Genomic DNA, 14,403 nt, shown 5'->3' on the forward strand with positions numbered 1-14,403 from the left:
GGCGGTGAAGAAGCGTTCCTTGCGGCCCAGGTCGAGGACCTCGGAGGTGCCGCCGAGGACGGCGGGGATAATGTTCGTGCCCACAACTGCGTTCTCGACGACTGACCTCAGCTGGTCCGGCCCCGTGTCGAGGCGTCACTCCCGCAGGTCGAGGCGTCGCGTACGTCGGCCGAGACGTCAGCAGGTGACGCTTCGGCCGACCGGAGCGACCTTTCGGCCGACGGGGGTGACTTCTCGGCATTGGTTGGACGCCGACCTTCCATGTTCTTGGGCTACCCCGTAGAGTGACCGCTGTCACCACCTAAGCAAGCGCTTAGATTAGCCGAGCATACGAGGGAATGAGCATGTCGAGGTTCGAGGGACGTACGGCGATCATCACCGGGGCCAGCCGGGGCATCGGTCTGGGCATCGCCCAGCGGCTGGTGGACGAGGGGGCGAAGGTCGTCATCACGGCGCGCAAGCCCGAGGCGCTCGCAGAGGCGGTCGAGGGCCTCGGAGGCAAAGAGGTCGCCCTCGGCATCGCCGGCAAGGCCGACGACCCCGAGCACCAGGAGGAGGTCGTCAAGGCTGCGATCGACACCTTCGGCAGCGCCGATCTGCTGGTCAACAACGCCGGCATCAACCCGAAGGCCGGCGGCCTGATCGACATGGACCGCGAGTCGGCCCGCAAGACCGTCGAGGTCAACTGCCTCTCGCCGATCGGCTGGACCCAGCAGGTCTGGCGGGCGTGGATGTCCGAGCACGGCGGCGCGATCGTCAACATCTCCTCCGTGGCCGGCCTGGCTCCGACCCCGCTGATCGCGACGTACGGCGCGAGCAAGGCGATGCTCAGCTACATCACCCAAGAGCTCTCGGTCGAGCTCGGCCCGAAGGTGCGGGTCAACGCGATCCTTCCGGCCGTGGTGAAGACCAAGTTCGCCGAGCTCCTCTACGAGGGCCGCGAGCAGGAGGTCTCGGCGGCGTACCCGCTCAAGCGCCTCGGCACCCCCGAGGACATCGCCGGTGTCGCCTCGTTCCTCCTCTCCGAGGACGCAGGCTGGATGACCGGCCAGCTCGTCACCGTCGACGGCGGCCTCACCCTCGCCGGCGGACGCGTCTGATGGCCCCGGCCCCAGGCAGCACCGCCGTCGTCACCGGAGCCGCGGGCGGGATCGGACGTGCCCTCGCCGCCCGCCTCGTCGCCGAGGGCGTCCGCGTCGTGGTCAACGACATCGACGACGTACGCCTGACCGAGACGGCCAAGGAGATCGGCGCCCATCCGGTGGCCGGTGACGCGGCTTCGGTCGAGGGCGTGGCCCGCCTCGTCGAGGCGGCGAAGGACCACCTCGGCCAGATCGACGCGTGGTACGGAAACGCCGGCATCGACCGCGGCATCGGCCTGGACTGTCCCGAGGAGGACTGGCAGGCCTCGCACGAGGTCAACGTGATGGCCCACGTCCGGGCGGCGCGGCTCCTCGTCCCCGACTGGGTCGAGCGGAAGAGTGGTCGCTACGTGGTGACGGCGAGTGCGGCGGGGCTACTGATGATGGTCGGTACGCCGACCTACTCGGTCACCAAGCACGCCGCGGTCGCCTTCGCGGAGTGGCTCTCGGCGACCTACCGCCACCACGGGATCGTCGTGCAGGCGATCTGCCCGCAGGGTGTGCAGACCGGGATGCTCGAGCGATCGGGACCGATGGCGGGCCTGCTCAGCCGTGACGGAGCGCTGACGCCCGAGCAGGTCGCCGATGCGGCCTGGGAAGCGACGACCGATGACCGCTTCCTGGTGCTGCCGCACCCGGAGGTGGGCGACTACTACGCCGCGCGGGCGACGCAGACCGACAAGTGGCTCGGCGGGATGAATCGACTCTGGCAGCACGTGGAAGGACAGGTATGAAGGCGTGGCGGATCGGCTCGCTCGGCGAGCCCCAGGACGTGATGCGGCTCGAGGAGGTGCCCGACCCGACCCCCGGAGCCGGACAGCTCGTCGTGAAGGTGCTGGCCAGCCCGGCCAACTTCCCCGACGTACTCATGTGCCGTGGCCTCTACCAGGTCAAGCCCGAGCTGCCGTTCACTGCCGGCGTCGAGCTGTGCGGTGAGGTCGTCGCGCTCGGCGACGGCGTCGAGGGGTTCCAGGTCGGAGATCGCGTCATCGGCGGCGGGTCGCTGCCGTACGGCGGCTTCGGCGAGCTCGCGCTGATGGACGCCGCGACCACGTTCCCGGCTCCGGAGGCACTCACCGACGCCGAGGCGTCGAGCCTCTACATCGGCTACCAGACCGGCTGGTTCGCGCTCCACCGCCGCGCCCACATCCAGCCTGGCGAGACGCTGCTCGTGCACGCCGCCGCGGGCGGGGTCGGCAGCGCCGCGATCCAGCTCGGCAAGGCCGCCGGAGCGACAGTGATCGGTGTCGTCGGCGGGCCGGAGAAGGCCGCGGTCGCCAAGCAGCTCGGCGCGGATGTCGTGATCGACCGCCACACCGAGGACTTCGTGAAGGTGGTCAAGGAGGTCACCGGCGGCAAGGGCGCCGACGTGATCTACGACCCGGTCGGCGGCGACACCTACGACCGCTCCACCAAGTGCATCGCCTTCGAGGGCCGGATCCTGATCATCGGCTTCGCCGGCGGCCGCATCCAGGAAGCCGCGCTCAACCACTCGCTGATCAAGAACTACTCGATCGTCGGACTCCACTGGGGCCTCTACAACGCGCTCGCGCCCGACCTGGTCGCCGAGTGCCACCGCGAGCTCACCCGGATGGCGGCCGAGGGCTCGATCAAGCCGCTGGTCAGCGAGGAGCTGTCCCTGGAGGAGGTGGCCGACGGCGTACAGCGCCTTGCCGACGGCACCACCGTCGGACGGGTCGTGTACGTCGCATGAAGGCGGTCATCTTCGACTACGGCGGGGTGCTGACCACGCCCATCGGCGACTCGATCCGGGTCTGGCTGGAGGCTGACGGCATCAAGCCGGAGAGCTTCACGAAGGTGCTCAAGGAGTGGCTGGGCCGCTACGCCGACGCCGGCACCCCTATCCACCGCCTCGAGCTCGGCGAGCTCTCGGTCAAGGAGTTCGACAAGCTCCTGGCTGCTCGCCTGGAGACGTACGACGGCAGCGCGGTCGATCCCGACGGTGTCCTGTCCCGGCTCTTCGCCGGCATGCGGCCCAACCCGGAGATGTTCGCGCTGGCCGAGGAGCTCCGCGACGCCGGGATCCGGCTGGCCCTGCTCTCCAACAGCTGGGGCAACTTCTACCCGCGCAAGCAGGTCGACGCGCTGTTCGAGGTGGTGGTGATCTCCGAGGAGGTCGCCATGCGGAAGCCGGAGGCGCCGATCTTCGACCGCACCCTGAGCAGGCTCGGTCTCCCGGCCGAGGAGTGCCTCTTCATCGACGACGCAGAGCCCAACGTCCTCGGCGCCCGGGCGGTCGGCCTCGACGCCCTGCTGCACACAGACCCGGCGAGCACCCGCGCGGCGCTCGCCCGCATGATTCCCACCCTCGGAGGTGCCGCGTGACGACCGAATCGCTGCCCGGACTCGATCTGGACCGGCTCGGCCCCTGGCTGGCCAAGAACGTGACAGGCGCCGGCCACGAGCTCAGCGCCACCCACATCTCCGGAGGCAAGTCCAACCTGACGTACGCCGTCTCCGACGGCACCCACGAGTGGATCGTCCGCCGTCCGCCGCTGGGGCACGTGCTCGCCACCGCGCACGACATGAAGCGTGAGTTCACCGTGATCACCGCGCTGCGCGACACCGACGTACCGGTGCCGCACACGTTCGCGTTCTGCGACGACGAGGAGGTGCTCGGGGCGCCGTTCTACGTGATGGAGAAGGTCGACGGCCGGCCCTACCGCTACGCCCGCGAGCTCGAGCCGCTCGGTGCGGACCGCACGAAGGCGATCTCGGAGCAGCTCATCGACGTGATGGCCGCGCTGCACGCGGTCGACCCGGCCGAGGTCGGGCTGAGCGAGTTCGGCCGCCCCGAGGGCTTCCTGAGCCGGCAGGTCAGGCGCTGGAAGAAGCAGCTCGAGGCGTCGTACTCCCGCGATCTCCTCGCAGCCGACGAGCTGCACGCGCTGCTGGAGGCGCGGGTCGGTGCCGCCGAGGCCGCCTCGACCGGGCCGGGGATCGTGCACGGCGACTACCGCCTCGACAACGTGCTCACCGACGAGGCCGACCAGATCAAGGCCGTCGTCGACTGGGAGATGGCCACGCTCGGCGACCCGGTCACCGACCTGGCGATCCTGCTCACCTACCAGCGGATGGCCTCGGTCTCCGGCGACGGCACCGTGACCGACGTCAGCAACGCCCCCGGCTGGCTCTCCGAGGACGAGATCATCGCCCGCTACGACGCGGCCAGCCCGCGTGACCTGAGCGAGTTCGGCTTCTACCGCGGGCTCGCCGCCTACAAGCTCGCCGCGATCCTCGAGGGGATCCACTACCGCTACCTCAAGGGCCAGACCGTGGGGCCCGGCTTCGACAAGATCGGGGACGGGATCCACCCGCTCCTGGACATGGGACTGTCTGCAATGAAGGAGAAGTGACGCATGGATTTCGCACCCGACGCCAAGACCGAGGAGCTCGTCGCCTCGGTATGGGACTTCCAGAAGACGTACGTCGAGCCGAACGAGGCCGTCTTCGAGGAGCAGCTCGCGGCCCAGGACGACAAGTGGGCCTGGGACAGCGTGCCGATCCTCGGCGAGATCCGCGCCGAGGCCCGCAAGCGCGGCCTGTGGAACCTCTTCCTGCCCGGTGAGGGCGGGGCCGGTCTGACCAACCTGCAGTACGCCCCGCTGGCCGAGATCACTGGCCGCAGCCACCTCGCGCCGGCTGCGTTCAACTGCGCCGCGCCCGACACCGGCAACATGGAGGTGCTGCACGACTTCGGCAACGAGGCCCAGCAGAAGGAGTGGCTTGAGCCGCTCCTGGACGGGCAGATCCGCAGCGCCTTCGCGATGACCGAGCCGGGCGTCGCCTCCTCCGACGCGACCAACATCGAGACCTCGATCGTGCCCGACGGCGACGAGTACGTCATCAACGGCCGCAAGTGGTGGATCACCGGCGCGATGAACCCGAACGCCAAGATCTTCATCGTGATGGGCAAGACCGACCCGTCCGCCGAGCGCCACAAGCAGCAGTCGATGATCCTGGTGCCCCGCGACACCCCGGGCCTCACGATCAAGCGCGGCATGGAGGTCTTCGGCTACGACGACCACGACCACGGCGGCCACGCGGAGCTGATCTTCTCCGACGTACGTGTCCCGGCGGGCAATCTCATCGGCACCGAGGGCATGGGGTTCGCGATCGCGCAGGCGCGCCTGGGCCCCGGCCGCATCCACCACTGCATGCGCTCCATCGGCCTGGCCGAGCGGGCGATCGAGCTGATGTGTGCCCGGGTCGAGGAGCGGGTCGCCTTCGGCAAGCCGCTCTCCGAGCAGGGCGTGATCCGTGACTGGATCGCCGAGTCGCGGGTGCGGATCGAGCAGCTGAGGCTCCTCGTCCTCAAGACCGCCTGGCTGATGGACACGGTCGGCAACAAGGGCGCCCACACCGAGATCCAGGCGATCAAGATCGCCACTCCAGCAACCGTCCAGTGGATCCTCGACAAGGCGATCCAGGCCCACGGCGCCGGTGGTCTCTCCCAGGACTTCCCGCTGGCCAAGTCCTACGCCGGCATCCGTACGCTGCGGTTCGCCGACGGCCCCGACGAGGTGCACAAGAACGCCCTGGCCAAGGCCGAGCTGCGCAAGCAGGCCGCGCGGCGGGAGGGACGGCAGTGACTCCCGAGGAGCTGCGCGGCCGCGTCGAGGAGTTTCTCGCCGAGCACCCGGTCGCGACGACCGAGCCGAGCGCCTTCCTGCACGCCCGCTACCAGGCGGGGCTGGCGTGGGTCGCGTTCCCCGAGGGCCACGGTGGTCTCGGCGCCTCCCGCGCCCTGCAGCCGCTGGTCTCCGACCTCTTCGAGGCGGCCGGCGCCCCCGACAACAACCCGCGAGGCAACGGGATCGGGCTCGGCATGGCCGCGCCGACGATCCTCGCCTACGGCACCCCGGAGCAGAAGTCTCGCTTCCTGGAGCCGCTGTGGTGCGGCGAGGAGATCTGGTGCCAGCTCTTCTCCGAGCCCGGCGCCGGCTCCGACCTCGCCGGCCTGGCGACCCGGGCCGTCCTCGACGGTGACGAGTGGGTCGTCAACGGGCAGAAGGTGTGGACCTCGGGCGCCCACAACGCCGACTTCGCGATCCTCGTCGCCCGCACCGATCCGGACGTCCCGAAGCATCGCGGTCTGACCTACTTCTTGTGCGATATGCACGATCCGGGCGTCGAGGTGCGGCCGCTGCGCCAGATCACCGGCGAGGCGGAGTTCAACGAGGTCTTCCTGACCGATGTGCGGATCCCCGACGCCCACCGTCTCGGCGCGGTCGGGCAGGGATGGGAGGTCGCCAACGCCACCCTCAACAACGAGCGGGTCGCCATCGGTGGCGCCGCGATGCCCCGCGAGGGCGGGATGCTCGGCGTGGTCGCCGAGTCGTGGCGTACGCATCCGGAGAACCACACCCCGGAGCTGCGCGACCGGCTGCTGAGGCTGTGGGTCGAGTCGGAGGTGGCCCGGCTGACCGGAGCACGGCTGCGGCAGAAGCTGGCCGTCGGTCAGCCCGGCCCTGAGGGGTCGGCGATGAAGCTGACCTTCGCCAAGATCAACCAGCAGCTCACCGGGCTCGACCTGGAGCTGCGCGGCGAAGAGGGCCTCCGCTACGAGGACGGCGACGGCTGGGCGATGGTCCGGCCCGAGCACGTCGACTTCGGCGGCCGCGACGCCGTCTATCGCTACCTGCGCGCCAAGGGCAACTCCATCGAGGGCGGCACCTCGGAGATCCTGCGCAACATCGTGGCCGAGCGAGTCCTCGGTCTCCCCGGGGAGCACCGGGTCGACAAGGACGTTTCCTGGAAGGAGATCCCGCGATGAGCGATGTCGAACTGCTCGACAACGAGCTCGACGCCGACCTGCGGGCCACGGTCAGGTCGTTCCTGGCCGAGCACTGCTCGCCGGGCGACGTGGTCAAGGCGTACGACGGGGACAGCTCGCTCACCCCGGTCCTGTGGAAGGGGCTCGCCAGCGAGCTCGGGCTCGCGGGGCTGCTGATCCCGGAGTCCTACGGTGGTGCCGGGGCGTCCGCCCGCGAGGCCGCCGTGGTCCTGGAGGAGCTGGGCCGAGCGGTTGCCCCGGTGCCGTTCCTGACCAGCTCCGTCGTGGCCACGTCTGTCCTGCTGGCCGGGCCCACCGAGGCCGGTGCGGAGCTGCTGGCCGGACTGGCCTCGGGGGACCGCACCGCAGCCCTGGCCGTGTCGCTCGCGACCACGACGGTCCAGCCCCTGGAGCCGGTCGAGACCGAGATCCGGTCGGTCGCCGGCGCCCTGGAGGCGGACACGCTCCTGGTGCCGGTGGCGACGCCCGACGGCATCGAGATCCGAGCCGTCCCCGCGGACCGGGCGACGATCGCCCCGGTGAGCTCGCTCGACATGACCCGCCAGCTCGCCGATGTCACCCTCGATCCGGCCGCCGGCGAGGTGGTCGTGGCCGCTGAGCACGGTGCCGAGGGCGTACGCTCCGGGCTGCTGGCCGGGGCCGCGCTGATGGCCTCCGAGCAGGTCGGGGTGGCGCAGTGGTGCCTGACCACGACGGTGGAGTACCTCAAGGTCCGGCGGCAGTTCGGCCGGGTCGTCGGCGGCTACCAGGCGCTCAAGCACCGGCTCGCCGACCTCTACACCAACGTCGAGGGTGCCGGCGCGACTGCGCGCTACGCCGCCGGGGCGCTGGCTCTCGGAGACGCGAGGGAGACCGAGATCGCGACCCACGTCGCCGCAGCGTACTGCGGTGACCTCGCCGTCACCGCGGCCGAGGAGGCGGTGCAGCTGCACGGCGGCATCGGCATGACGTGGGAGCACCCCGCCCACCTCTACCTCAAGCGGGCCAAGGCCGACCAGATCGCGTACGGCCTCCCCGGCCTCCATCGCGACCGTCTGGGGGCCCTCGTCGACATCTGATGCCGAGGCGTCACGCCGGTCGGCCGAGGTGGCACCACGGTGCCATCTCGGCCGGCGCGAGCGACGCCTCGGCTACTTCTCCAGTGCCATCAGGGCGAGAGCGAACAGGAGTCGGTCGCGCGGGTCGGAGATGCTCTTCGCGGTCAGGTCCTGGATCTGCTTGATGCGGTAGATGACCGTGTTGCGGTGGCAGATCAGGTCCTCGGCGGCGTGGGTGGGGGAACCGCCGTGCGCGATGAGGGCTCGGAGCGTCGCCAGCAGTACGTCGGACTGGTGGGTCGGCTGCGCCAGGATCGGGCCGAGGGTGCGGCGTACGAGCAGGTGGGAGACGGCGGGTGAGGCGGTCAGCAGCACCTGCGGCAGACGGTCGTCGACGACCGCGATGTCCGTACGCCCTCGAGGCACCGTCTCCACCGTGTGGGTGGCCAGCTGGAAGGCGGTGCCGAAGCCGCTGAGGTCGTCGGCGGTGGCGATCCCGACCCGGCCCGAGTTGCAGCAGGCGAGCTGGTCGACCAGATCGGCGACGGCCTCCGCGACCGGGCGCGACCCCAACGGGACCAGCCCGAAGTGGTGGTCGCCGCGTACGTGCCAGAACGACACCAGACCGGCCTTCTCCAACCGGTCGTCGGGGTTGCGCAGCGGTGAGTCGCGGTTGCCGTCGAAGGCCGCGACCACGCAGGCCATCCGCGCGTCGGCGGCGACCCCGAGGATGTCCTGCACCTCGGCGGCGAACGCGGGGTCGCCGCCGCGACCCTCGGCGAGCCCGTCGAGGAGCCGGCCCTGGAGCTGCAGGTCGCGGCGCTGCAGCAGCGCCGCCTCCTTCCGGTAGGCCCCCGACATGACCGAGTTCTGCACGTCCAGGTCGGTCCACACCTGGCGCCCGGCCAGCACCATCACCCGGTCGTCGATCCCGAGCTCCTCCTGCTGGTGGACCATCGCCTCCCACAGCATCCGGGTGCCGACGGTGTAGGCGTTGAGGCAGTACTCCAGAGGTACGCCCTGCCGCGCCCGCCGCCGGCCGGTCTCGCGCCACAGGTCGACGGGATTGGCTCCCGGGGTCATCCCGGCCATGGCCCGGATGCCGCGGCGTACGTGCTCCCGCGTGCTCGAGCGCAGGTCGGCCCGCACCGACGGCTCGGCGTTCTGGTGCCACTCCGGCTGGATCGCGATCAGGGTCAGCGTGATGTCGTCGGCGATCGCGTCCGCCTGGCTCACCAGCGAGGCCCAGGCACGCTCGACCAGCGGGCGGAGTTCCGCGTCGGGAGCTGTGTCACTCGTCACACCCATGTGCGGAGCGTCCCATGCCCACTGCCGCATCCGCCAGCAAACCAGGGAATCTCGGTCGGAGCGCCCGAAAGATTTTGTGCTCACTGCCCATATCCCCAGTTGTGCGGAGAGTCCAAAGTGATAGCCGTCACAACGGGTGAAGGGAGCATGATGCAGATGCCTGGCGAAGACCCACCGCTGTTCGCGGTCGAGGGAGTCTCGGTCCGGTTCGGGGGCGTGCGCGCCCTCGAGGACGTCTCCTTGGAGGTCGCGCCCCATGAGGTGCTCGGCGTCATCGGCCCCAACGGTGCCGGCAAGACCACACTGTTCAACGTCGTGTGCGGCTTCGTCAGCCCTGCCGAGGGCGAGCTCCGGCTGCGCGGCGAGACGATCCACGACCTCCGCCCGCACCAGCTCGCCGGCCACGGCATCGCCCGGACCCTGCAGGGACTCGGGCTCTTCGAGCGGATGACGGTGCTCGACAACGTGATGGTCGGCGCCGACCGACTCGCCCGCGCCGGCTTCGTGCGCGGGCTGCTCGGGCTCGGCCACCGCGACGACGCCCGGCTGGCCGCCAAGGCGCGCGAGGTCCTCGGCGAGCTCGGGATCGAGTCGTACGCCTCCCGCTACCCGGGCAGCCTGCCGTACCCGATCCGGAAGAAGGTCGCGCTCGCGCGGGCCCTGGTGGCCGAGCCCGAGCTGCTGCTCCTCGACGAGCCCGCCAGCGGGCTGAGCGCCGAGGAGATGACCGAGCTCGGCGAGATCATCACCGGCCTGACCGAACGCACCGCCGTGATGCTCGTCGAGCACCACATGGACCTGGTGATGTCCGTCTGCCACCGGATCACGGTGCTCGACTTCGGCCGGGTCATCGCCGCCGGCTCGCCGGACGAGATCCGCAACGACCCGGCCGTCCTCGCCGCCTACCTGGGTGACCAGGTCGATCACGACGACGCCGCCGAGGTCCACGCACTGACCGTCGCCGAGGAGGCCTGATGTTCGCCGTCGAGGACCTGAGCGCTGCGTACGGACCTGTCAAGGCGCTCAACGGCGTCACCTTCACCGCGTCGAGGGGCCAGGTCACCGCCGTCCTGGGCGCCAACGGCGCCGGCAAGACCACGCTGCTGCGCACCGTGTCCGGGCTGGTGAAGTCCAGCAAGGGCACCGTGACGCTGAACGGCAAGGACATCACGCGCACCGCGACCGAGAAGCTGACCTCGTACGGCCTCTCCCACGTCCCGGAGGGGCGCGGCGTGATCGCCGAGCTGACCGTCACCGAGAACCTCCGGCTCGGCGGCCTGCACCGCGCGACCGGCTCCGAGCCGATGCCGGTCGAGCGGGTCTTCGAGCTCTTCCCGCGCCTGGGTGAGCGCCGCGAGGCCACCGCTCACATGCTCTCGGGCGGTGAGCGACAGATGCTCGTCATCGGCCGCGCGCTGATGGCGCGACCGACCGTGCTCCTGCTCGACGAGCCGTCCCTGGGGCTCGCTCCCCGGGTGGTGGCCCAGATCTTCGACCTGCTCCGCGGACTGGTGCAGACCGAGGAGCTCACCGTCGTCCTGGTCGAGCAGAACGCCCGCAGTGCCCTGTCCATCGCTGACCACGGAGTCGTGCTCAACCTCGGCAAGGTCGTCGCCTCGGCGCCCGCTGCCGAGCTGGCCGCCGACGAGCAGCTCCGCCACGCCTATCTCGGGTTCTGAGGAGCAGACATGCAGCAGTTTCTCGACACCACCCTCGGCGGGCTGGTCCTGGGCGCGGTCTACGCCGCGTTCGCGCTGGCCCTGTGCCTGATCTGGCGCTCCACCCGGATCGTCAACTTCGCCCAGGCGGCGATGGCCATGGTGACCACCTACATCGCGCTCTCGCTGATCAACGCCGACGTGCCCTACTGGGTCGCCTTCCTGGCCGCGATCGCCGCCGGGTTCGGGCTCGGCGCCGTGATCGAGCGGGTGATCATCCGCCCGGTCGAGGGCAAGGCCGAGCTCAACGCGGTGATCCTCACCCTCGGGCTGTTCATGGTGCTCCACGGCCTGACCGCGATCACCTTCGGCGTACAGCACCGCGGCTTCCCGGCCCCGGTCAGCACCAACGCGATCAACGTCGGGGACACCTCGATCGGGATCACCCCGTTCGGCATCCTCACGATCGTCGTGGTCGCCGTCGTGATGGCCGGGCTCGTGGTCCTCTTCCGCTTCACCGACCTGGGGCTGCGGATGCGGGCGTCCGCGTTCAACGGCGAGGTGTCCCGGCTCCTGGGCGTACGCGTCGGCCGCATGCTCACCCTCGGCTGGGCGCTCGCCGCGGCCGTGGGCGCGGTGGCCGGGATGCTCATCGCCGGCGGCGACCTGGTGAACCCGGCGTTCATGGACCCGTTCGTGATCTACGGCTTCATCGCCGCGGTGCTGGGCGGCCTCGACTCGCCGCTCGGGTCGGTGATCGGCGGCCTGATCCTCGGCCTCTCGCTCTCCTACGTCACCGGCTACGTCGGTGAGCACCTGGCGCCGCTGGTCGCGCTCGGGATCTTGATGGTGGTGCTGCTGGTACGTCCCAGCGGCCTCTTCGCGGCGGCTGCGGCCAGGAGGGTCTGACCCATGGAACGTCTGCGCTCACTCGTCCGTCCGGTGACCTCGGTGCCGCTGGCACGTCACCTCGTCGTGGCCCTGGTCGCCTTCGTGGTGGCGATGGCGGTCATCGGCAGCTCCAGCCAGTACCTGCAGACCCGCTACGCCGAGATGGCCTACTTCGCCATCGCCGCCGGCGGGCTCACGCTCCTGACCGGTCTCTCCGGCCAGCTCTCGCTGGGCCACGGCGCGCTCATGGCCGTCGGAGCGTACGCCGCCACCCTGGTGCTCGAGCGCACCGGCGGCGAGACCCTGGCCGACGTCTTCGTCGCCCTGCTCGTCGCGATCGCGGTCTGTGCCGTGGTCGGGGTGGTGGTCGGGGTCCCGGCGGCGCGGCTGCACGGGCCCTACATCGCCGGCGCGACCCTGACGCTGGCCGTGGCGGTGCCCCGGCTGGCCAACCAGTGGGAGGTCCTCGGCGGCGAGCAGGGGCTCCAGGTGCCCGTTCCCCGCGCGACCGACCTCCCGGCCTGGATCCAGGACCTGGTCTGGTTCTTCACCGCGGTGGAGATCGACCAGTACTCCTTCCTCGCCTACCTCGGCTGGCTGCTCCTCGCGATCACCTTCGTGGCGCTCGCCAACCTGAGTCGCTCGCGGGTCGGTCGGCGCTGGCGGGCGGTGCGGGACGACGACGTCTCCGCCGAGCTGGCCGGCATCCACCTGGGCCGTGCCCGCGTGGTCGCCTTCACCGTCAGCGCCATGGCTGCCGGGCTGGCCGGCGGCCTGATGGCCATGAACGTACGTCTCACGGCGCCGGGCGCGTTCACGATCACGCTCTCCCTGACGCTCCTGGCCGCGGTCGTCCTGGGCGGGCTCGGCAGCCTGACCGGAGCGCTCATCGGGGCCGGCGTACTCGCCTTCCTTCCTCACTTCGCCACCGATCTCGGGGAGTCGGTCGGGCTCAGCGCAACCCAGGCCGCGGAGGTCACCCCGGTGGTCTACGGACTGGTGCTGATGCTCGTCATCCTCCTCGCTCCGGCAGGGATCGTCGGCAGCCTGCGCACCTTCCTAGCGCGCTCAACTCTCGGGTCAACCAAGGAGAAGACAACATGAGAACCACTGCACGCAGAGCCGTACAGATCGTCTGTGTCCTCACCACTGCCTCCCTCCTCGCGGCCTGTGGCGCGGGGAAGGAGAGGCCGTCCGAGGACGGGTCGGCGGTCGGTGTCACCGACACCTCGATCAAGGTCGGTGCGCACTTCCCCCTGACCGGGCCGGCCGCGCCCGGCTACTCGGAGATCCCGTCTGGCCACCAGGCGTTCTACGAGTACGTCAACGACAACGGTGGCGTCCACGGCCGGGACATCGAGATGGTCGTCAAGGACGACGCCTACAACCCGACCAACACCAGCGCCGTCACCAACGACATGATCCTGCAGGACGAGATCTTTGCGATGGTCGGTGGCCTCGGCACCCCCACGCACCGCGCGGTCGTCCAGCGCCTCAACGACGACGGCATCCCCGACCTGTTCGTCTCCAGCGGCTCGCTGCAGTGGGGCGACAACCCGTCCGGCTCGCCGATGACGTTCGGCTGGCAGCCGGACTACGAGATCGAGGGCAAGGTCATCGGTCAGTACATCAAGGAGAACATGCCCGACGCCAAGGTCGGTCTCTTCCTGCAGGACGACGACTTCGGCGAGGATGGCGAGAAGGGCGCACGGCAGTTCCTCGACGCCCAGATCGTCGACGTACAGAAGTACACGCCGGGTGGGTCGACCGACTTCTCCCCGCAGATGTCCTCGTTCAAGTCCAAGGGCGTCGACCTGGTGATCGGCTTCAACACGCCGTCCTACACCGCGCTGAGCCAGATCGCCGCGCAGGGCGTCGGCTTCAAGTCGAAGTGGTTCTACTCGAACGTCGGCTCCGACCCGGCGCTCGTCGGCGGGCTGCTGGCCTCGATGACCAAGGGCAAGATCCCGGCCAAGCAGGGCGTGAAGCTGATGGACGGGATGATGACGACCGAGTACATCCCCGGCGTCGACGCTCCTGACGACGAGTGGGTCAAGCTGTGGCAGAAGGTCTGGGACGAGTACTCCAAGAAGGGCTCGGAGAAGCTGACCAACTACCGGATCTACGGCATGTCGCAGGCCTACACCTTCGTCCAGGCGCTGCAGGCCAACGGCAAGGACCTGACCCGCGAGTCGATCGTGGAGACCATCGAGAAGGAGGGTTCCTCCTTCGAAGGACCCGGGATGGCGCCCTTCCGGTTCTCCGAGGACTCCCACATGGGCATCTCCGGGATGAGCGTGGTCGAGATCAAGAACGGTGCCTCCGAGCCGCTCACGCCGGTCCTCGTCACCGACATCGGCGACGCCCCCATCGAGGAGGACGACAGCGCCGCCTCGGACGCCCCGCCCTCGTCGGGTCTGCCCGAGTGAGATGGGCGGAGTGATCGGTACTGATCAGTAGGTTGCTGCACGTTCACGGACCGGCCTCGGTTACAGTGATTAACCCTCACTAACGCCACTGGAGGTGGTCGGTCCGTGAACGTACTCGCA

The 14,403-nt window shown here is 70.0% G+C and carries 14 protein-coding genes; 13 read left to right on the forward strand and 1 reads right to left on the reverse strand.

The window, feature by feature from the left end; all coding sequences use genetic code 11:
* Positions 1-338: 338 nt before the first annotated feature.
* Genes ABTX24_RS29005 through ABTX24_RS29040 form a run of 8 tightly spaced genes read left to right on the forward strand, consistent with a single transcriptional unit; the run spans position 339 to position 8,018 of the window.
* Entirely contained in the window at positions 339-1,100 is a 762-nt protein-coding gene (locus ABTX24_RS29005; protein WP_350844610.1) for an SDR family oxidoreductase, read from the forward strand.
* Positions 1,100-1,876, forward strand: a complete 777-nt coding sequence (locus tag ABTX24_RS29010) for an SDR family oxidoreductase (RefSeq protein WP_350844612.1) — start codon at positions 1,100-1,102, stop codon at positions 1,874-1,876. The genes ABTX24_RS29005 and ABTX24_RS29010 overlap by 1 nt, the downstream gene beginning before the upstream one ends.
* Positions 1,873-2,856 (forward strand): NADPH:quinone oxidoreductase family protein, encoded by a 984-nt coding sequence (locus ABTX24_RS29015; RefSeq protein ID WP_350844614.1) that lies wholly within the window; start codon positions 1,873-1,875, stop codon positions 2,854-2,856. Before ABTX24_RS29010 ends, ABTX24_RS29015 begins: the two co-directional genes overlap by 4 nt.
* A complete protein-coding gene (locus ABTX24_RS29020) occupies positions 2,853-3,488 on the forward strand; it encodes an HAD family hydrolase (protein WP_350844616.1) in 636 nt (211 codons plus the stop codon). Before ABTX24_RS29015 ends, ABTX24_RS29020 begins: the two co-directional genes overlap by 4 nt.
* Positions 3,485-4,519, forward strand: coding sequence for a phosphotransferase family protein (locus tag ABTX24_RS29025; RefSeq protein ID WP_350844618.1), 1,035 nt, complete (start codon positions 3,485-3,487; stop codon positions 4,517-4,519). The genes ABTX24_RS29020 and ABTX24_RS29025 overlap by 4 nt, the downstream gene beginning before the upstream one ends.
* A gap of 3 nt (positions 4,520-4,522) precedes the next feature.
* Positions 4,523-5,755 (forward strand): acyl-CoA dehydrogenase family protein, encoded by a 1,233-nt coding sequence (locus ABTX24_RS29030; protein WP_350844620.1) that lies wholly within the window; start codon positions 4,523-4,525, stop codon positions 5,753-5,755.
* Positions 5,752-6,939 (forward strand): acyl-CoA dehydrogenase family protein, encoded by a 1,188-nt coding sequence (locus ABTX24_RS29035; protein WP_350844622.1) that lies wholly within the window; start codon positions 5,752-5,754, stop codon positions 6,937-6,939. The genes ABTX24_RS29030 and ABTX24_RS29035 overlap by 4 nt, the downstream gene beginning before the upstream one ends.
* Positions 6,936-8,018, forward strand: a complete 1,083-nt coding sequence (locus ABTX24_RS29040) for an acyl-CoA dehydrogenase family protein (RefSeq protein ID WP_350844624.1) — start codon at positions 6,936-6,938, stop codon at positions 8,016-8,018. Before ABTX24_RS29035 ends, ABTX24_RS29040 begins: the two co-directional genes overlap by 4 nt.
* A gap of 72 nt (positions 8,019-8,090) precedes the next feature.
* Here ABTX24_RS29040 and ABTX24_RS29045 read toward each other — a convergent pair whose 3' ends face one another.
* Positions 8,091-9,305, reverse strand: coding sequence for a PucR family transcriptional regulator (locus ABTX24_RS29045; RefSeq protein ID WP_350716706.1), 1,215 nt, complete (start codon positions 9,303-9,305; stop codon positions 8,091-8,093).
* Between the two features lie 156 nt (positions 9,306-9,461).
* On the opposite strand from ABTX24_RS29045, the gene ABTX24_RS29050 reads away from it, so the two are divergent.
* From ABTX24_RS29050 to ABTX24_RS29070, 5 genes are read left to right on the forward strand one after another with little or no spacing between them, the layout of a single operon-like run.
* Positions 9,462-10,280, forward strand: coding sequence for an ABC transporter ATP-binding protein (locus tag ABTX24_RS29050; RefSeq protein WP_350716708.1), 819 nt, complete (start codon positions 9,462-9,464; stop codon positions 10,278-10,280).
* Complete coding sequence (locus tag ABTX24_RS29055) at positions 10,280-10,984, forward strand: ABC transporter ATP-binding protein (protein ID WP_160025311.1); 705 nt, start codon at positions 10,280-10,282, stop codon at positions 10,982-10,984. Before ABTX24_RS29050 ends, ABTX24_RS29055 begins: the two co-directional genes overlap by 1 nt.
* A 9-nt stretch (positions 10,985-10,993) precedes the next feature.
* Entirely contained in the window at positions 10,994-11,872 is an 879-nt protein-coding gene (locus tag ABTX24_RS29060) for a branched-chain amino acid ABC transporter permease (RefSeq protein WP_160025310.1), read from the forward strand.
* Between the two features lie 3 nt (positions 11,873-11,875).
* On the forward strand, positions 11,876-12,958 hold the full coding sequence (locus ABTX24_RS29065) for a branched-chain amino acid ABC transporter permease (RefSeq protein WP_160025309.1): 1,083 nt from the start codon (positions 11,876-11,878) through the stop codon (positions 12,956-12,958).
* Positions 12,955-14,283, forward strand: coding sequence for an ABC transporter substrate-binding protein (locus ABTX24_RS29070; protein ID WP_350844626.1), 1,329 nt, complete (start codon positions 12,955-12,957; stop codon positions 14,281-14,283). Before ABTX24_RS29065 ends, ABTX24_RS29070 begins: the two co-directional genes overlap by 4 nt.
* Positions 14,284-14,403: the final 120 nt, after the last annotated feature.

The organism is Nocardioides sp. NPDC127514 (genome assembly GCF_040302125.1).
Classification (GTDB): Bacteria; Actinomycetota; Actinomycetes; order Propionibacteriales; family Nocardioidaceae; genus Nocardioides.